General features: G+C 66.9%; 21 protein-coding genes. 9 read left to right on the forward strand and 12 right to left on the reverse strand.

The window, feature by feature from the left end; all coding sequences use genetic code 11:
- Positions 1-36: 36 nt before the first annotated feature.
- Together def and AB0M15_RS21540 are read left to right on the forward strand one after the other, a co-directional pair.
- Positions 37-648 carry a peptide deformylase gene (def, locus tag AB0M15_RS21535; RefSeq protein ID WP_363821593.1) on the forward strand — a complete coding sequence of 204 codons (612 nt, stop codon included), beginning with the start codon at positions 37-39 and terminating at the stop codon, positions 646-648.
- 20 nt (positions 649-668) lie between these two features.
- Positions 669-1,808: an amidase gene (locus tag AB0M15_RS21540; RefSeq protein WP_363821597.1), complete on the forward strand. Its 1,140-nt coding sequence runs from the start codon at positions 669-671 to the stop codon at positions 1,806-1,808.
- Here AB0M15_RS21540 and AB0M15_RS21545 read toward each other — a convergent pair.
- Positions 1,797-2,354, reverse strand: coding sequence for an AAA family ATPase (locus AB0M15_RS21545; RefSeq protein WP_363821600.1), 558 nt, complete (start codon positions 2,352-2,354; stop codon positions 1,797-1,799). The genes AB0M15_RS21540 and AB0M15_RS21545 overlap by 12 nt on opposite strands.
- 60 nt (positions 2,355-2,414) lie before the next feature.
- Here AB0M15_RS21545 and AB0M15_RS21550 point away from each other — a divergent pair, with 60 nt between their 5' ends.
- On the forward strand, positions 2,415-3,464 hold the full coding sequence (locus AB0M15_RS21550) for a LacI family DNA-binding transcriptional regulator (RefSeq protein ID WP_363821603.1): 1,050 nt from the start codon (positions 2,415-2,417) through the stop codon (positions 3,462-3,464).
- A 16-nt stretch (positions 3,465-3,480) separates the two neighbouring features.
- Positions 3,481-4,014, forward strand: coding sequence for a hypothetical protein (locus tag AB0M15_RS21555; protein ID WP_363821607.1), 534 nt, complete (start codon positions 3,481-3,483; stop codon positions 4,012-4,014).
- A gap of 2 nt (positions 4,015-4,016) precedes the next feature.
- Here the strand turns inward: AB0M15_RS21555 and AB0M15_RS21560 are convergent, their stop codons facing one another.
- Complete coding sequence (locus AB0M15_RS21560; protein WP_363821610.1) at positions 4,017-4,397, reverse strand: nuclear transport factor 2 family protein; 381 nt, start codon at positions 4,395-4,397, stop codon at positions 4,017-4,019.
- A gap of 70 nt (positions 4,398-4,467) precedes the next feature.
- Between AB0M15_RS21560 and AB0M15_RS21565 the strand changes: the two genes are divergently transcribed.
- The gene (locus AB0M15_RS21565; RefSeq protein ID WP_363821613.1) at positions 4,468-5,232 is read left to right on the forward strand and encodes a helix-turn-helix transcriptional regulator; all 765 of its coding nucleotides are present in this window, start codon (positions 4,468-4,470) and stop codon (positions 5,230-5,232) included.
- On the opposite strand, the gene AB0M15_RS21570 is transcribed toward AB0M15_RS21565, so the two are convergent.
- Genes AB0M15_RS21570 through AB0M15_RS21585 form a run of 4 tightly spaced genes read right to left on the reverse strand, consistent with a single transcriptional unit; the run spans position 5,210 to position 9,732 of the window.
- A complete protein-coding gene (locus AB0M15_RS21570) occupies positions 5,210-6,052 on the reverse strand; it encodes a carbohydrate ABC transporter permease (RefSeq protein ID WP_363821617.1) in 843 nt (280 codons plus the stop codon). The two genes, AB0M15_RS21565 and AB0M15_RS21570, sit on opposite strands and share 23 nt — an antisense overlap.
- Positions 6,049-6,966 (reverse strand): sugar ABC transporter permease, encoded by a 918-nt coding sequence (locus AB0M15_RS21575; RefSeq protein ID WP_363821620.1) that lies wholly within the window; start codon positions 6,964-6,966, stop codon positions 6,049-6,051. The genes AB0M15_RS21570 and AB0M15_RS21575 overlap by 4 nt, the downstream gene beginning before the upstream one ends.
- A 1-nt stretch (position 6,967) precedes the next feature.
- Entirely contained in the window at positions 6,968-8,287 is a 1,320-nt protein-coding gene (locus AB0M15_RS21580) for an extracellular solute-binding protein (RefSeq protein ID WP_363821623.1), read from the reverse strand.
- 11 nt (positions 8,288-8,298) lie between these two features.
- Complete coding sequence (locus tag AB0M15_RS21585; protein WP_363821626.1) at positions 8,299-9,732, reverse strand: aldehyde dehydrogenase family protein; 1,434 nt, start codon at positions 9,730-9,732, stop codon at positions 8,299-8,301.
- A 208-nt stretch (positions 9,733-9,940) separates the two neighbouring features.
- Here AB0M15_RS21585 and AB0M15_RS21590 point away from each other — a divergent pair, with 208 nt between their 5' ends.
- A complete protein-coding gene (locus AB0M15_RS21590) occupies positions 9,941-10,609 on the forward strand; it encodes a GAF and ANTAR domain-containing protein (RefSeq protein WP_363821629.1) in 669 nt (222 codons plus the stop codon).
- On the opposite strand, the gene AB0M15_RS21595 is transcribed toward AB0M15_RS21590, so the two are convergent.
- Positions 10,606-11,169 (reverse strand): maleylpyruvate isomerase family mycothiol-dependent enzyme, encoded by a 564-nt coding sequence (locus tag AB0M15_RS21595; RefSeq protein ID WP_363821632.1) that lies wholly within the window; start codon positions 11,167-11,169, stop codon positions 10,606-10,608. The two genes, AB0M15_RS21590 and AB0M15_RS21595, sit on opposite strands and share 4 nt — an antisense overlap.
- 58 nt (positions 11,170-11,227) lie before the next feature.
- Between AB0M15_RS21595 and AB0M15_RS21600 the strand changes: the two genes are divergently transcribed.
- Positions 11,228-11,674, forward strand: a complete 447-nt coding sequence (locus AB0M15_RS21600) for a nuclear transport factor 2 family protein (protein WP_363821635.1) — start codon at positions 11,228-11,230, stop codon at positions 11,672-11,674.
- Here AB0M15_RS21600 and vanX read toward each other — a convergent pair.
- Genes vanX through AB0M15_RS21620 form a run of 4 tightly spaced genes read right to left on the reverse strand, consistent with a single transcriptional unit; the run spans position 11,650 to position 14,861 of the window.
- On the reverse strand, positions 11,650-12,258 hold the full coding sequence (gene vanX, locus AB0M15_RS21605; RefSeq protein WP_363821638.1) for a D-Ala-D-Ala dipeptidase VanX: 609 nt from the start codon (positions 12,256-12,258) through the stop codon (positions 11,650-11,652). The two genes, AB0M15_RS21600 and vanX, sit on opposite strands and share 25 nt — an antisense overlap.
- Entirely contained in the window at positions 12,255-13,289 is a 1,035-nt protein-coding gene (gene vanA, locus AB0M15_RS21610) for a D-alanine--(R)-lactate ligase (RefSeq protein ID WP_363821642.1), read from the reverse strand. Before vanA ends, vanX begins: the two co-directional genes overlap by 4 nt.
- Positions 13,282-14,247, reverse strand: coding sequence for a D-isomer specific 2-hydroxyacid dehydrogenase family protein (locus AB0M15_RS21615; protein WP_363821646.1), 966 nt, complete (start codon positions 14,245-14,247; stop codon positions 13,282-13,284). Before AB0M15_RS21615 ends, vanA begins: the two co-directional genes overlap by 8 nt.
- Positions 14,244-14,861 (reverse strand): M15 family metallopeptidase, encoded by a 618-nt coding sequence (locus tag AB0M15_RS21620; RefSeq protein WP_363821649.1) that lies wholly within the window; start codon positions 14,859-14,861, stop codon positions 14,244-14,246. Before AB0M15_RS21620 ends, AB0M15_RS21615 begins: the two co-directional genes overlap by 4 nt.
- Before the next feature lie 87 nt (positions 14,862-14,948).
- Here AB0M15_RS21620 and AB0M15_RS21625 point away from each other — a divergent pair, with 87 nt between their 5' ends.
- Together AB0M15_RS21625 and AB0M15_RS21630 are read left to right on the forward strand one after the other, a co-directional pair.
- Entirely contained in the window at positions 14,949-15,644 is a 696-nt protein-coding gene (locus AB0M15_RS21625; RefSeq protein ID WP_363821652.1) for a response regulator transcription factor, read from the forward strand.
- Complete coding sequence (locus tag AB0M15_RS21630) at positions 15,637-16,770, forward strand: HAMP domain-containing sensor histidine kinase (protein ID WP_363821655.1); 1,134 nt, start codon at positions 15,637-15,639, stop codon at positions 16,768-16,770. Before AB0M15_RS21625 ends, AB0M15_RS21630 begins: the two co-directional genes overlap by 8 nt.
- Here AB0M15_RS21630 and AB0M15_RS21635 read toward each other — a convergent pair.
- Positions 16,736-17,266 (reverse strand): GNAT family N-acetyltransferase, encoded by a 531-nt coding sequence (locus AB0M15_RS21635; RefSeq protein ID WP_363821658.1) that lies wholly within the window; start codon positions 17,264-17,266, stop codon positions 16,736-16,738. The genes AB0M15_RS21630 and AB0M15_RS21635 overlap by 35 nt on opposite strands.
- Positions 17,267-17,274 lie beyond the last annotated feature (8 nt).

A 17,274-nucleotide genomic window follows, 5' to 3' on the forward strand; every position in this document is an offset into this window, starting at 1 on the left:
ATCGGCATGGCGCGCTGATTCGCTAGGATTTCAGGCATGTCTACGCTGCCTACCGACGGCTCCGTGCGCCCCATGACCCGCTGGGGCACGGACGTCATGCACCACGTGAACCAGCCGGTCACCGAGTTCGGCGAGGAACTGCACACGCTCGTCGCCGACATGGTGGCGACGATGAACGCCGCCGAGGGTGTCGGGCTGGCCGCGAACCAGGTCGGCGTAGACCTGCAGGTGTTCGTCTTCAACTGCCCGGACAAGAACGGCGTCTACCAGTCGGGCGTCGTCTGCAACCCGGTGCTGGAGCTGCCCGAGGGCAAGGACCGGCAACTCGACGAGGGCGACGAGGGATGCCTGTCGCTGCCCGGCGCCTTCACCAAATGCGCCCGGCCGGACTTCGCCCGGGTCACCGGCCTCGACGAGAACGGCGAGCCGGTCAGCTACGAGGGTGACGGTCTGCTCGCGCGCTGCCTGCAGCACGAGACCGACCACACGCAGGGCATGGTGTTCGGGGACCGGTTGTCGCGGAAGTACAAGAAGCGGTTGTTCGCGGAGGCCGAGGAGTTCGCGGCCGACTATCCAGACGACTGGCCGGTCTCCCCGATGCTCAACCAGGAGGAGCACGACCACAGCGACGAGGGGCTCAACGCCTGATCGCGGACCTCGTCGCCTCATTGCGTTCGGGGCGGCGTACCGCCGTCGACGTGGTCTCCGAGGCGCTGGACGGCGTCGCTCACTGGGATCCGCTGCTGCACTTCATCGACACACTCGATGCTGACGGCGCCTTGCAGCGGGCACGTTCTGTCGACCTCGGGCTGCCGTTGGCCGGGGTACCGGTTCTGATCAAGGCCCGTACGCCGGCTGGGTCGCCGATCGTCACGCGGCTGATCGCGGCCGGGGCGATCCCGATCGGTACGTCGACGCGCGCCCGGCCGGACGCTGTCTCGCAGACCTTCGGGTGGAACGGGTCGGAGTACACGCGCAACCCGTGGGACCTGTCGCGGTCGTCGGGCGGATCGTCGGCGGGTGCTGCGGCGGCCGTAGCTGCTGGTGTCGTGCCACTGGCTACTGGCGGGGACAGTGCGGGATCGCTGCGGATCCCGGCGTCGTTCTGTGGCGTGGTGGGATTGAAGGGGACAGCGGGGCGGGTGCCTCGGGCGGATGGGCGGTCCTTGGCCGGGCTCACGATCGGTGGGTTCATCGGGACGTCGCTGGAGGACGTCGCGCTCGCAACCAGCTTGGTGAGCGGTCCGGACCGGCTCGATCCGGGCGCCTTGCCACACTGGCCGGTGCCAGCGCTTGCCGGATCTGGGGCTTGGCGAGTGGCCTACAGGTCATCGCTGGGTCTGATCGAGAGCGATCCAGCAGTAGACGCGGTAGTCCGCGGCAGCCTCGCGGTGCCAGACATCGGCGTACAAGAGGTTGATCTTGATTGGCTGCCGGTCGACTCAGCCTGGCTGACTCTGCGGGATCTGGATGCCGGCTTGGCGGTTGAGCCGTCGGCGTTGCAGGCGGCTGTGCGGGTGCGCAGTCACAACAGCACGGCGCTCGCGGACCTGTTCTCGTCGGTGGATGCTCTGGTCACTCCGACGACGCCGCGGGTGGCGCACGGGTATGACCAGCACGAGCAGAACATCGTCGTGGGCGACCTCTGCTGGGGCTTCAACATCACCGGACACCCGGCCGTCAGCGTGCCGGTCGGGCTGCTCGACGGCCTACCGGTCGGCGCCCAGGTCGTGGCCCCACACGGCCGGGAGGACATCGCCCTGGCCGTGGCGGCGCGGATCACGCGGTCGCTTCCGCTACCAGGCTGAGGCTTTCAGGTCGTTGTGGAGGATCGCTTCGACGGATTGCTCGGGGGTTTGGCCGGTGGTGTCTAGCCAGAGTCCGCGGTTCGGGATGTCTTGCAGGCCTTCTTGTAGTGACCTGACGGCGTCGGCCAGCGTCATACCGGGGCCCTGCCAGGCTCGGTAGGAGTTGTAGCCGCGGCCTGTTTCGCGCTCGACGATGGAGTCGACGGAGGGGACGAGTACGACGAGGTGCGGGTCGGCGATGCCTTCGAACGAGTCGAGCCAGCGGGTGACGTGGTCGCCGAGGATGATGTCGGAGCAGACGAAGTCGAAGCCGGCCTCGAGGTAGTGGCGGGCGACGAGGGCGCTGGCGTCGTACCGGAGTTGCAGCTGGCGTAGCGCTTCGGGCTCCGGATCTGGGGTCATGCCGACGGCGCCGGAGACGACTGCGTTGTAGTAGACGTCTCCGTCGACGGTTGCGGCAGGCGGACCGAGGCGGCTGGCGAGCAGCGGGGCGATGGTGGATTTACCCGCTGCCTGCATGCCGGTGACCAAGACGACTTTCTGCATGACCTCCATCCCATCACGCGCGTCCAGCGGATTCCCGTCGTTCGCCGATAAACTGCGGGGATGAACGGGATGCTGGGTGATCCGGGGACCAGGCGCCCTGTCACGCTCGACGATGTCGCGCGGGCCGCCGGGGTCTCCCAGCCGACTGCTTCGCGGGTGCTGAACGGGAGTTCGCGCAAGGTTGCGGAGAGCTATCGCGAGCGGGTGCTCGAGGCGGCGCGCGAGCTCGGGTACACACCGAATCTGCCCGCGCAGGCAATGGCGCGGGGTACGTCGCGGACGATCGCGTTGGTGATCAGCCTGATCTCCGACCCGTACTTCTCCGCGATGGCGGCCGAGATCATGAAGCAGGCCGAGGCGATCGGGCTGCACGTGTCGATCGCCGTCACCGAGCGTCAGGCCGACCGCGAGCTCGACCTCGTCCGTGAGCTCCGCGGCCAGCAACCGCGCGCGATCATCCTGGCCGGCACCGGCTATGTCGATCCCCCGTCCGAGCAGCAACTCGTCGACGAGCTGCACCGCTACGAGGAGACCGGCGGCCGGGTCGTACTCATCAGCCGCTCCGATCTCCCCTTCGAGACGGTCGACTTCGACAACCACGAGGGCTCCCGGCAACTCGCCCGCGAGCTGGCCGGCCTCGGGTACGAGCGCTGCCTGGTCCTGGGCAGCGGCACTCCCCTGCTGTCCATGCGCCGCCGCGTCGAAGGCTTCGTCACTGGCCTCGTCGAGTCAGGCGTCGCCGACGCGGCCACTCGCGTCCACCACCCCGGCTTCAGCTGGACCGGGGCGCGCGACTTCGTGCTCAGCCTGACCGATGCCGAGGTACGGGACCTTCAACTCGTCTTCGCCGTCACCGACGACATGGCCCTGGGCGCCCTGGCCGGCCTGCGAGAACGCGGCCTCCGCATCCCCGAAGACATCGGCATCGCCGGCTTCGACGACATCAGCACCCTCCGCGATGTGGTCCCCAAACTGACCACAGTCCACGTAGCCCTGAACGCCGTCGCCCAGGAAGCGGTCTACCGCGCAACGACGACAGACGAGGTCCTGACCCGCCGTACCGTCCCTGCCTACCCGGTCATTCGGGCCAGCACTCCGCCCCTCAGCTAGCACTAGTCTTCGGCCCATGACCGTGCAACCCGGCCCCCGGCCGCCCTTCAGCCGTTGGCCCCTGATGTGGACCGCCATCGCCTTCTTCGCCGCGGGCCTCGTGCTGAGCTCGATCTTCCTCCTGCAGATGATGAGTGTGATGCCGACCGAACCGGCGCCGCTCGGCGACGGCCTCGTCCAGCTGGACCGTGACGGCCTGACCATCTCGACGACTGCTCAAGGCCAGACGCCGAGTTGCCAGGCCAAGGACGCCACCGGCGCCGACATCCCACTGAAGAATCCGCTGAAGCGCGAGAACTACTCCGTCGACGGTCCTAGTTACTACGTCATCGCCCACTCGCGGACCCCCATCCCGCCGCAGACCGTCACCGTCACCTGCACCAATGCCGACAACACGATCCCGTACTACGTAGGCGACCGGGCAGCCCCCGACAAGATGTTCGCCGCGCTGATCAAGGCCTTCGCCTCCATCATCGTGGCGGTTCTGATCGGCAGCGCCTTCATCCGCGTCGAACAACTCCGGCACCGCCGTGCTGGTTTCAAGGCCTGACGTCAGACCTCCCACCAGGTCAGGTGGGCGCCGGCTTCGGTGAGCGGTTCGATCAGTTCCCAGGCTTCGGTGATCTGGTTGTCGCCGACGCGGATGATGTCGACGACCGCAATGGACGGGCCGCCGCCGGGGAGGTGGCGGCGGGTATGGACCACGACGTGGTCGGCGTCGGAGAGCAGATGGAGGATCTCGACCTTCATCTCCTTCAGCGGAGTGAGGGCGTTGCCCACGTCGGTGAGCCATTCGGTCTTGGTACGGGTCAGGCCGTCGGGGCGGTGGTGACGAAAGTCGTTGCTGAGCAGGGGTTCGACGGCGTCGACGCCGCCCTCGCCGATCAGTTGGGCCAGTGCCTGCTGGACGAGTTGCTTGTTCTCTGTCGTCATGTCCAGCAGTGTTGCGGTGGCCTGTAGCGGTTGTCGATGAACTCCCATTTCATGGGTAGGCTCGATGACTATGGCAACGGTCGGGGAACTCCTGCGGCAGTGGCGGCATCGGCGGCAGTTGAGTCAGCTGGACCTCGCGATAGCGGCAGATGTCTCGGCGCGGCACGTCAGCCTGGTCGAGACCGGGAAGTCGCAACCGAGCGCCGAGATGGTGCTCCGGCTGGCCGAGCAGCTCGACGTACCGCTGCGTGAGCGCAACGTCCTCCTGCTCGCGGCCGGCTTCGCACCCCGGTACGCCGAAAGCCCCCTCGACTCGATCGCGCTGTCAGCGGCGCGCACCGCCGTAGAGCGCGTCCTGCACGCCCACGAGCCCTACCCAGCTCTCGCCTTCGACCGTCACTGGGACATCGTGATGACGAATCGGGCCGTAGATCCGTTCCTCACCGGCGTAGCACCAGAACTGCGAGAGCCACCGATGAACCTGCTCCGCCTCGGACTCGATCCCCGCGGCCTGGCCGCCCTGGTCGTCAACCGCGACGACGTGCGAACCGTCTTCCGCTCCCGGGTACGACGCCAACTCGCCGCCGCCCCGGACGCCCGGCTCACCGCCCTCTACGAAGAACTGCTGGCCCCGGGCGATACCGCCGAGCCGGTGGAGGCCGAGGTCGTGATCCCGATGATCATCCGCATCGACGGCGTCGAGTTGCGGATGTTCTCCACGATCACGACCTTCGGCACTCCCCTCGACCTCACCCTGGACGAACTCGCCGTCGAGTCCTATTACCCCGCAGACGACGAGACCGCCGCGTACTTCACAGCTTCACTCCCCCGCTGATCAGGTCGATCTTCCAGTAGCGCTGGAGGCTGAGGAACAGAACACCCAGCGGAATGATCGACACCAGCACACCGGCGATGACGATCGAGTACTGGGCTGCTTGGCCGCCGGTGATGATCATCAGGCCGTAGAGGCCCAGCGTCAGCGGATACAGGTGATCGTTGTTGATCATCACGAACGGCAGCAGGAAGTTGTTCCAGATGCCGATGAACTGAAGGAGGAAGACGGTGACCAGGGCGGGCATCATCAGCGGTGCGCCGACCGAGCGGAAGATGCGCCACTCGCTGCCCCCGTCGATCCGGGCCGCCTCCATGATCTCGTCGGGGACCGACGCCTCCGAGTAGATCTTGCAGAGGTAGATCGCGAACGGGCTGACCAACTGCGGGAGCAGGACTGATGCGTAGCTGTTCGTCATCCCCACCTTGGCCAGCAGCAGGAACTGCGGGACGGCCAGCAGGATCTGCGGCAGCAGGACCGCAGCGACGATCGCCCTGAACAACATGGTGCTGCCGGCGAACCGGTACTTGCCCAAGGCATAGCCGGCCGCTCCGGCGATTGCCGTCGACAACAGTCCGCCGCCGATCGCGTAGATCACCGAGTTCAGCACCCAACGGCCGAAGATGCCGTGGTTGTAGCTGAACAGCGCGTCCAGGTTGCTCCAGAATCCACCGTTGAAGGCGGGCAGGAACGGTGCCGTCGAGAACAGCTCGTCGTTGGTCTTGGTCGACGCGATGACGATCCACAGCACCGGCAGTACGCAGTACAGGGCGCCGATCAGCAGGATCAGCGTCGGGATCCAGCGGGTGCGTTGCCGGGTCATCTGGTGGACCTCCGGGCGATCCGGCGGCCGACGGCCGAGACGAGGACGGTCGCGGCGACCGTCATGGCGATCAGCACGAACGACGTCGCGGCGCCTTCGTAGATGCTGTTGTTGACGAAGGCATCGGTGTAGACGCGCATCAGCGGCACCCAGGTCGACGAGATCGCGTTGGCCAGCGGCTTCAGCGTCGTCGGCTCGTTGAACAGTTGCAGCGAGCCGATCACCGAGAACAGCGCGACCATCGCCACGGCCGGCGCGATCATCGGCAGCTTCACCCGGACGGCGATCTGGAACTCCGTCGCGCCGTCCAGCTCGGCCGCCTCGAACAGCTCCTTCGGCAGGCTCCGGACTGCGGTGTAGAGGATCACCATGTTGAAGCCGACGACGCCCCAGACAGCAACATTGGCCACGCTGAAGAAGATCCCCTTGGTGCCGAAGTAGTTCACCACGTCACCACCGATCGGCGACGTCGCGGGCAGGTACATGAAGCCCCACAACAGCGACGCGACCACACCCGGTACGGCGTACGGCAGGAAGATCGCCAACCGCGCGAACCCGACCAGCCGTGCCCGCTTCGCGTCGAGGCACAACGCGAACAGCGTCGACAGGATCACCGTCAGCGGTACGCCGAACGCCGCGATCAGCAGCATCCGGCCGAGGCTCGCCCAGAACTCGCTGTCGCTCAGGGTCGAGGTGTAGTTGGACAGGCCCGTCCACACCTCGGTCGGCTTACCACCACCGAGCAGGCCTTTGCCCACCTTCATCCGGCGGAAGCTGAGGAAGATCGCGTAGATCGCCGGGGCGATCGTGAACAGCAGCAACAACACGACGGCCGGCGTGACCAGCGCGATCGGCAGCAGCCCGCCACGGCCGCGCGACTTGCTCGCGGCCGTGGCGGTACGAGGACCGCTCATCTCAGCCGGCTACCTGGAAGCCGAGTTTCTTCATGTCGCTGACCGTTGCCTCTTGCATCGTGTCGAGGGCCACGGACAGCGAGGTCTTCTTCTGCAGCGCTGCGCCGAACGCGTTGGAGTACGAGTCGAAGGTGACGTTCGCGTTCGGGCCCCAGATGTCGAACGTCCGCACGCCCTTGGCCGCGGTCGCCATCAAAGTGTTGTAGTCCGGCTGCGTCGACATGAACGGCGGCGGTGTCTTCAGCGCAGGCAGTTGCTGACCCTGCGGCGAGGCCGGGAAGACCTGGACGTTCTTGATCAGCGAGTCCATCCCCGCATCGGACGAGTTCATCCACTCGACGAACTTCGCGGCCTCGGCCGGATGCTTCGAGTTGGCCGTTACCGCTTCGGTCTCGCCACCCCAGATACCGACCGCGGTGTCACCGGCGGTCCAGGCCGGCAGCGGTGCGGCGGCCCACTTGCCGGCGGTGTCCTTCGCGATCGACGGCAGCTGGTTCGGTCCCCACTGCGCGCCAACCCAACCGACGATGGTGCCGTTGTTCATGTCGGTGTTCCACTGCGCCGACCAGTTCGGCTGCGGGCTCACCAGGCCCTTCTTGATCAGGTCGTCCCAGTAGTCAGCGACCTTCTTGCTAGCGGCATCGTTGATCGCCACGCTCCAGGTGTCGCCGTCGGCCTTCCACCAGTTGGCCCCGGCTTGCTGCGCGAGCCCGGCGAACCAGCCCGGGTCGGCGGCGGTGAAGTTGCCGATGTACTTCTTCGGATCCGCCTTGTGGATCGCCGCCGCGACCGTCGCGTACTCCGCCCAAGTGGTCGGCGCCTTCAGGCCGAGCTTGTCGAACACGTCCTTGCGGTAGAAGAACACCATCGGGCAGACGTTCTGCGGTACGCCATACGTCTTGCCCTCGAACTGCACCTGGGACAGCGAGGCCTTGTCGTACTTCGCGTCCAGCCCCTTCACGTAGTCGTCGATCGGGACGACCACCTGGTTCGCGATCAGCGCCGGCAGCGCCTGGTACTCGACCTCGGTGATGTCCGGGTTGGTACCGGCCTTGTTGTTGGTGATCAGCTTGTTGTACAGCGTGTAGCCGGTGCCCGAGGGCTTGCTCAGCTTCACCTGGATGTCCGGGTTGAGCTTGTTCCACTCGTCGACGACCTTGTCCATGCCGCCATCCCAGTTGACGTAGGTCAGGTTGACCTTCTCGCCCTTGGTCGCACTGGACCCGCCGCCGCTGGGGCCGGCGTTGTCGTCGTTGCCCGAGCAGGCCGCCAGGGCCAGCACGAGGACAGCACCGAGGGCGGCGCTTCTGCGGAGGTTCATCAGGGGTTTCCTCATTTCGACGCCCAGCCGGGGTATTCGGTGGGGGTGGCCTGGATGCCGATCCACTGGCGGTGGGTGTAGCCGGCCAGCTGGCCTTCGCCGCCGTGCCGGGCATACCCGTCGTTGACGTGTACTTCGTTGCTCTTGACCTTCTCCGCGAACGCGAGCCCGCGCATCGGGTCCTTGGTGAAGACGGAATTCATCAGCGTGCGATGACGATTGACCAGGTCGAGCGCCTCGGCCTCGCTGTCGACCACGGTGATCGGCATCACCGGGCCGAAGATCTCCTCGGTGAACACCGGCATCTGCGGGGTCACGCCGGTCAGTACGGCGGGCTGGTAGTACAACCCGTCGTACGTGCCACCGGTCGCCAGCTTGGCGCCGGCTTCCAGTGACGGCTGGACGAGGCCTTCGTGGAAGCGCTTGAGCTGCGTCTCGGTGATGATCGGGCCGAGGTCGACGTCGTCGCGCAGCGGGTCGCCGACGCGCAGCTTGCTCACCCGTTCGACGACAGCCTCGGTGAACTCGTCGGCGACCGAGCGCATGACGATGTGCCGGCCGGCGGTGATGCAGGTCTGGCCCTGGTACCAGAGCGAGGACCAGAGCGCGCAGCTGACGGCTTGGTCGAGGTCGGCGTCGTCCAGTACGACGAACGCGTTGTCGCCGCCCAGCTCGGTCGCCGCGGCGCGGAAGTTCTTGCCCGCGAAGCTGGAGATCTGCTGACCGACCTCGAACGAGCCGGTGAAGTGGATCAGGTCCAGGTCGGGGTGCTCAGAGAGCGTTCTCCCCGTTGTCGGGCCGTCGCCAGGTACGACATTGAAGACACCCGCCGGTACGCCGGCCGCCTTGGCCGCCTCGGCGAGGATCTGGCCGCCGGCGATCGGGGTGAGCTCGGCAGGCTTGAGGACGACGGCGTTGCCGTAGGCGAGCCCGGGTGCGAGCGCGCGCATCGCGAGGCTCATCGGGTAGTTCCAGGGCACGATCAGCCCGATCACGCCCAGCGGCACCGCCCGGGAGAGCGAGATCTTGCCGCTCTTGTACGGCGGCAGGATGGCGCCGGCGTTCTCGGTCAGCTGGGTGGCGGAGTTGAGCAGCTGGTTGATCGACTGCCCGAGCTCCTCCTCCGCCTTCTCCGTCGTACCGCCGGTCTCCCGGATGATCAGCGTGATCAGCTCGTCGTGCCGGTTCTCCAGCTCCCGCGCGAACGCCCGCAGGATCTCGCTCTTGGTGTTCGCGTCGACCTCGGCCCACTCGGCCTGCGCCCGCCGCGCACTCCGGACCGCCCGGTCCACCTGCTCGGCCGACGCGCTCCCGTACCGCGCGAACGGCTTGCCGGCCGCCTTGTCGAGCACCGGCACCCAGTCCGACGCCGGCGGCTCACACCACCCGTCGATCCACACCTGCGCCTCGTAATCCCGCAACCCACTCGCAGGAACCGACCTCATCGGCGTACCTCCGCTCGACCCACTCAGGAATGCGCTTTCCCGCAGGATTGCGCATTCCCGGTCCCCGGTCAAGAGGTGGGATCGGGGGTACCGGCGATCGGTGCCCGAGCTGCACAAGTTCCGCGAGAGCTGGTGCATAATTAGTGCGGATTTCCGGCGTCAAGAAGACGGCGCCAGGTGGATCAGCTGTTACGAGGAGTGACAGAGGATGAACCGAGCCGGCGAATTCGGTGAGTTGGCCATGACCCTGCACGACCAGGACGGAACGCTCGCGACCGTCGAAGGCGTGTTGCAGTTCGCGACCGAGGTGCTGCGCTACGACCACGCGTCGGTGATGCTGGTGCGCCGCAGGCAACCGGAGACCGTGGCGGCGACCGGCGAGCTGATCACCAAGGCCGATCAGCTGCAGATCGATTTCGCTGCCGGACCCAGTCTGCTGGCGATCTCCGATCACCACGAGGTCCTGGTCGAGGACACCACCACCGACACCCGCTGGCCGGAGTGGGCGCCGATCGCAGCGGAGTACGGGATCCGGAGTCTGCTGGCGATCCGGCTCTTCACCGAACACTCCACCAGCGGAGTCCTGAACCTGGTCTCCGCCCAGCCTCTCGACTTCACCGAGACCGACCACGAGTCCGCCCGGCTGCTGGCCCTGCATGCCTCGATCGCCATCGCGTCGACCCGGCTGGAGTCGTCACTGCGAGAGGCTGTCGACTCCCGCAAGATCGTCGGCCAGGCGGTCGGCCGCCTGATGGAGCGCTACGACCTCGACGCCGTCCAGGCCTTCGTCGTCCTCCGCCGCTACTCCCAGGACCGCAACCAACGCCTCAAGGCAGTCGCCACGCACGTCATCGAGACCGGAAAGCTCCCCGACTAGCCGCGGTCAACCCGGCGGCCGAAGGCGCCGAGGAGGCGCGTCTGCCGCGAGGCGCCAGGTGGGAGGGTGTTGCTGGCGCCGGTCCCGAAGACACCCATGGCGCGCATCTCGTCGAGGTGCGGCTCGACGATGGCCCAGAGGGCGTCGACCAGAGCGGGATCGAGGGTCGGATCCAGCCGGCCACCGACCGCGATGTCCCAGGAATGGATCAGGACGTCACCCAGGCGAAAGCGCACGAAGGTGTCGTACGAGATGTCACCGCTCGGGTGATGAAGGGGCAAGCGCTGGTCGGCGGCAGCGAAAGCGGATCGCTGATCTTCGCAGGAGGTACTGACCGCTGCGATCGCATCGTCGCCGAGTTGGTCGGCGTCGAGACCGGCCACCGCGTCGGCCGCCGAGGCGCCTGCGAGCAGCCGGACAGCGAACCGGTTGCCCGCTACCACGTGGTCGACGACTTCGCGGACGGTGAGACCGGCCGGCGTCGGGTTGTCCCAGTGGGTCGACGGCAGGGAGCCGACGACCCGGACGAGTTCGGCGCCGGCGTCCGCGAAGAGGTTCACCAGAAGGAGGTTAGCGGCCTCACGATTCACCGGGACGTGTCGTCGGAGAGGTATGAACATGGATGAGAGTGCAATCAGGCTGCAGATCGGCAGGATCGTCGACGGCATCCAGGCCAGGGATCTCGACCTGCTGCGGGAGGTGTACGCGCCGGATGTGGTGTCGTTCGACGTCGAGCCGCCGCTGCAGCATGTGGGGGTAGAGGCGAAACTGGAGAACTGGGCGAAAGTGTTCACGTTCCTGGCCGACCCGGCGTACGAGGTGCGCGACCTGCAGCTGGCCGTCGACACCGAGCTCGCCTTCGGGCACTGCTTCGGCCGGGTGAGCGGAACCCTGCCCGATGGCACGGCGACGGACGGCATGTGGGTCAGAGCCACCTTCTGCTTCCGCAAGGTCGACGGCCGATGGCTGGTCGCGCACGACCAGGCATCGGTCCCGTTCGACATCCGGAGCGGCAAGGGGGTGAGTGACCTCGAGCCCGATCAGCCGATCGGGAAGTCGAAGTAGGTGTCCGGAAACGGCTCGTCGTCGAGCGTGTAGTGCCACCACTCGCACTCGTAGGATCTGAACCCGCACGTCTCCATCACGGTCCGCAGCTGATCACGGTTCTTCCTTTCGGTCTCGCCGATCTCCGCTGCGCCGTGGTGTGAGACGGGGTCCATCAGGTCGTGGTCGCCGCCCATCGCGGCCAGTTCGCCGGTGCTCAGGTGATAGAGGGTCAGGTCGACGGTGCTTCCGCGGCTGTGGCCCGACTTGGCGGCTACGTAGCCTTTGGCGAACATCTCGGCGCGGTCGATGTTCGGGTAGTGGCGTCGCTTGGTCCGGCCGTCCTCGGGTTGTTTCGACCACTGCAGGAAGCGGTCGACGGCGCGTTGGGGGCGGTAGCCGTCCCAGAGCAGGAGCCCGAAGCCACGGGGCTCGGCCTTCTCACGGGCCGAGGCCAGGGCTGAGCACAAGGCCCTGGTACCGACGATTCTGTTGGCCAGATAGCCGTCGACCGGTTTGCCGGTGAAGTTGTCCCAGGTCGCGTACTTCGCGTCCCAGCGGATTCCGGACGTGTACTCGTCCACGAAGACGAAGTCCGCGTTCACCGGACCTCCAGCGCCGAGGCCACCAGCCGGTCGATCACCTCGGCGAGCGGTATCCCGGCGGCGGCCATCATCCGCGGATAGCGGCTGTACGACGTCATGCCAGGGAACGTGTTGACCTCGTTGAGGACCACCTGCCCATCCGCGGTCAAGAACAGATCGACCCGCGCCAGCCCACTGCAACCCAGCGCTCGATAGACGGCCTTCGCGGTCTCCCGGACTAGCGAACGCGACGCCGCCGAGATGTCAGCGGGGACGATCGGCGTCGAGTTGTCCGAACCCATCTCCGGCGCGGTCTCCTGATGGATCCGGAAGAAGCCATGGGACAGCGCGATCCGATCCACCTCCCCCACCACCAGATCCGGATCGGCCCCGAGGATCGCGCAGCCGACCTCATGCCCGACGACGGCCTCCTCGATCAGCACCTTCGAGTCGTACTCCCTGGCGACCGCCACAGCGTCGGCCAACTCGTCCGCGCCGGCCACCTTGCTGACCCCGAACGAAGATCCCGACCGAGCCGGCTTCACGAAGACCGGATAGCTGAGCTGGTCCGGATCGATGCCCTGCTCCCCCGTCACCGTCCAGAAGTTCGGGGTCGCGATGCCCGCGTCGCCGGCCACGGTGTAGGCGAGAGACTTGTCCAGGCAGAGCGCCGAGCTCTGGATATCGCAACCCACATAGGGAATCCCGGACAGCTCCAGCAAACCCTGGATCGCGCCGTCCTCACCGAACCTGCCATGCAGCACGGGCAGCACCAGATCCAGCTCGATCGTGTCGTACTTCCCTTCGTCCAGGACCAGCAGCCCACGCACGCTGCTGTCCGGTGCGAGGACAGCCGGCTGACAGCCGCCGGCCTCCCACTCCGGACCAGGCCCGTCGCACAGCATCCACGCGCCGCTCTGCGTGATTCCGACGAAGTACGGTTCGTACTTCATCGGATCGAGGTGTTTCGCGATCTCCAGCGCGGATTTGACCGAGATGTGGCGTTCCTCGGAAACACCGCCGAAGACCACGCCGACCTTCAACCTAGGCATACTGACTCCTGCTTTCGAACTTGAGACAATTGACGAGAGAGTTTTCGACGGTGTCGCGCAGGGCGCGATCCGTGTAGTAAGCGGTGTGCGGGCTGATCAGCACGTTCGGCAGCCGCTGCAATCGCGGCAGGAATTCGCTGGCGATCGCCTTGCCGCGGTGGTCGGCGTAGAAGACTCCTTCTTCCTCTTCGACCACATCCAGCGCCGCTCCACCGAGCCGGCCGCTCTCCAGCGCCGCAAGCAAAGCCTCGGTGTCGATGAGCGCGCCGCGTCCGGTATTGACGACGAGCGCACTCGACCTCAGCTTCTTCAGCCGTTGCCGGTTCAGCAGATGGTGCGTGTCAGCAGTGAGCGGGGCATGGAGAGTGACGATGTCGCTGAGTCGGAGCAATTCGTCCAGCGAGACATAGTCGGCAGAGGTGCTGGGTTGGGTGTCGTGCGCCAGGATTCGGCATCCGAATCCGCGCAGCCTGTTCACGACGGCAGAGCCGATGCGCCCGGTACCGACGACCCCGATCACCAGGTCATGGAGTTCCCGCCCGCGGACCGGGTCCAACCGGTAGTCCTGCACATCCGTACGCCGAATCATGCCCCGCGCATTGCGTAGAGCCATCAGCATCAGCAGCAGCGTGAAGTCGGCCACGCTGTCGGGCGAATAACTGACGTTCTCGACGGAGATGCCGAGCCCCGTCGCGAAATCCAGGTCGAGGTGGTTGTAGCCGATGCTCCTGGTCGAGATGTATTCGACGCCGGCCCGGCTGAGGTCGAGCAGCGTCGCATTCGTGATGCGGGTCTTGTGGCCGACGCTGATGCAGCGATTACCGATCGCCAGGTCCGAATTCGCTTCGGAGACCGCCGCCGCGGTGATGGTCGGCAGTACGCCGAAATGGGGTGCCAGTTCCCGGTACAGCACGTCCTCGTCCGGCTCACAGCCGAAGACAGTGATTCCTGTCGTCATGACTGTCCCCCGGGATCCTGCGTCGGGTCGGCGTAGGGAGCCGGGCAACCGTGAGTCACAGCATCCGGGCGGAGTTCGTAGTGCCAGGCCTCGTTGGCATAGATCTGGCACAATCCGTAAGCGCCGCCGTGCTTGGACAACCACCCGGCCGCCTCGCGCCCGAGATCGATCGCATGCCCCGACACGTGCGGCGACTTGTCAGGCGTCGCGACCCATCGAGCGGCTTCCTCCTTCGAGCCGTACTGCGCGACCGCCTCGCTGAGGAGTTCTTCCTGGTACGCCGCCGAGCGCCACCCGCTGTTCACCACGAACTCGACCCCGTCGTCCCGAGCCACCGTCCCGGCCCTCCGCAGAGCACCGAGCAGCGCGGGATCGAGGTTGGCGACGGCAGGAACTCCCGCGTCGAAGACCGTCACCCCCTCGGGGACGTACCCGTTCTCCTCGCCGAGCGCGCGATGGCGGTCGTCGCTGGACGATGCGCTCGACAACAAAGACGGCGCCACCGCCTGCTGGACGAAGACGACGGCGAGCGCCGCGTTCGCGAGCACGAAGGCCACGCGCACGGTCAATCTGGTACGGCGCCCTGCTGCGGGCGCCGGTTTGATGGCAGACATGGCACCAGCCAAGGCAATCGCGTGTTGCCGGCCGGTCTGGGGATTTCGATATGCCGGCGATAACCGCCGGGTCGTAGCATCGAGGATGTGCGAGTGCTGATCGTCGAGGACGAACCCGTGATGGCCGAAGCCATCCGTGATGGCCTGCGGCTGGAGGCGATCGCCGCCGACATCGCCGGTGACGGTGACACCGCGCTGGAGCTGCTGAGCATCAACGAGTACGACATCGCCGTCCTCGACCGCGACATCCCCGGCCCGTCCGGCGACGAGATCGCCAAGCAGATCGTTGCCTCCGGCAGCGGTATGCCGATCCTGATGCTCACCGCCGCCGACCGGCTGGACGACAAGGCGTCCGGGTTCGAGCTCGGCGCCGACGACTACCTCACCAAGCCGTTCGACCTGCGCGAGCTCGTACTCCGCCTCAGAGCCCTCGACCGCCGCCGTGCCCACAACAGGCCGCCGGTGCGGGAGATCGCCGGCCTGCGGCTCGATCCGTTCCGTCGCGAGGTCTACCGCGATGGCCGGTACGTCGCGCTGACCCGCAAGCAGTTCGCCGTGCTCGAAGTACTGGTCGCCGCGGAGGGTGGCATCGTCAGCGCCGAAGAGCTGCTGGCCAAGGCCTGGGACGAAAACGCCGACCCCTTCACCAACGCCGCACGCATCACAGTCTCCGTACTCCGTAAGCGGCTCGGCGAGCCTTGGGTCATCGCCACCGTCGCCGGCGCCGGCTATCGGATCGAGGCACCGTCCGACCGCGCCGGCGCGGGTGGTGACCGTGGCTAGGGAGCCCGGTTGGAGTGTCCGCCTGAAGCTCACCCTCAGCTACGCCGGATTCCTGATGATCGCCGGTGCGTTGCTGCTCGCGGTCGTCTGGGTGTTCCTGCTGCGCTACGTGCCCGATGTGATCGCCGACCCGATGCCGACGACGAGCCAACCTCATGTGCGCGGGACACCCTCGCCGCCCGGCCCGATGGTCATCCCGGACCGCTCCGATCTGCTGGCCGCCTTCGCGCCGAAGGTAGCCCTCATGCTGGTGTTCCTGCTGGCCTTCGGCCTGCTCGGAGGCTGGATCCTCGCCGGAAGCATGTTGTCGCCGCTGACCCGGATCACCCAGGCCACCCGGCTCGCCGCGACCGGGTCGCTCTCCCACCGGATCCAGCTGGAAGGCCGCGGAGACGAGTTCCGCGAGCTCGCCGATTCCTTCGACACCATGCTCGCGCGGCTCGAGGCCCACGACGCCGAGCAGCAGAGATTCGCGGCCAACGCCTCCCACGAGCTACGCACGCCACTGGCCATCACCCAGACGCTGCTCGACGTCGCCCGCAACGACCTGGACCGCGACAACGGCAAGCTCGTCGATCGCCTGCACGCCATCAACACCCGGGCCATCGACCTGACCGAGGCGCTGCTCGTGCTCAGCCGCGCCAACCAGCGGACGTTCACCCGCGAGCCCGTCGATCTCTCCCTGGCAGCCGAGGAAGCCGCGGAAACCCTGCTCCCGCTCGCCGAAGAACGCGGTCTGACGATCGAGACCGAAGGCGACATCGCCCCGACGACGGGATCCCGCACCCTGCTCGTCCAGCTGGCCACGAACCTCCTGCACAACGCGATCGTCCACAACCTGCCTGCCCGGGGCACTGTCTGGGTCACCACCAGAGTTCGTCCGCAGAGCGTGCAACTCGTCGTCGAGAACACCGGCGAGAAGCTCACTGCGCAGCAGGTCGCCACGCTGGTCGAGCCGTTCCAGCGCGGCAGCGAACGCGTCCGTACCGATCACTCAGGTGTCGGCCTGGGGCTGGCCATCGTCAAAAGCATCACAGAGGCCCACGACGGAACCCTCACTCTCACGCCCCGCCCTGACGGTGGCCTCCGCGTCACCGTGGAGCTACCCGCCAGGCTTGCTGCGTGATGGAGTAGATGACGGCGTCGAACGTCTCGCCATCCTCCTCCAGCCGGGCTTCGTGATCGAAGCTCATCCCGATGCGTTCCATCACGGAGATGCTCTTGGTGTTGGCGGTCTCGGTGGAGGCGAGCACGCGGGGTAGATCGAGGTCGGTGAACGCGTAGGCAAGCCAAGCCGCTGCCGCCTCGGTGGCGTACCCGTGCCCCCAGTACTCCCGCGCCAGCCGCCACCCGAGCTCGAGATCATCCGGATGCCACGACTCGTGCGTCAACCCACCCGCCCCGAGGAACGCGCCGTCCGCCCGCCGCTCGATCGCGAGAAAGCCGGTGCCTTCCGCCGAGTACCGTTCGTTGACCGCTGTCGCGATCTCGTCCGTCTCGGCTCGACTCAGCGGCTTACCGCCGAGATATCGCATCACCTCGGGGTCGGTGTTCAGCTCGGCCCAAGCCGGCAGATCCTCGTCCCGGAAGGGGCGCAGGAGCAGTCGTTCCGTGGTGAGCACTCCGGCCT

This window comes from Kribbella sp. NPDC051718, from assembly GCF_040681515.1.
Taxonomy (GTDB): Bacteria; Actinomycetota; Actinomycetes; order Propionibacteriales; family Kribbellaceae; genus Kribbella.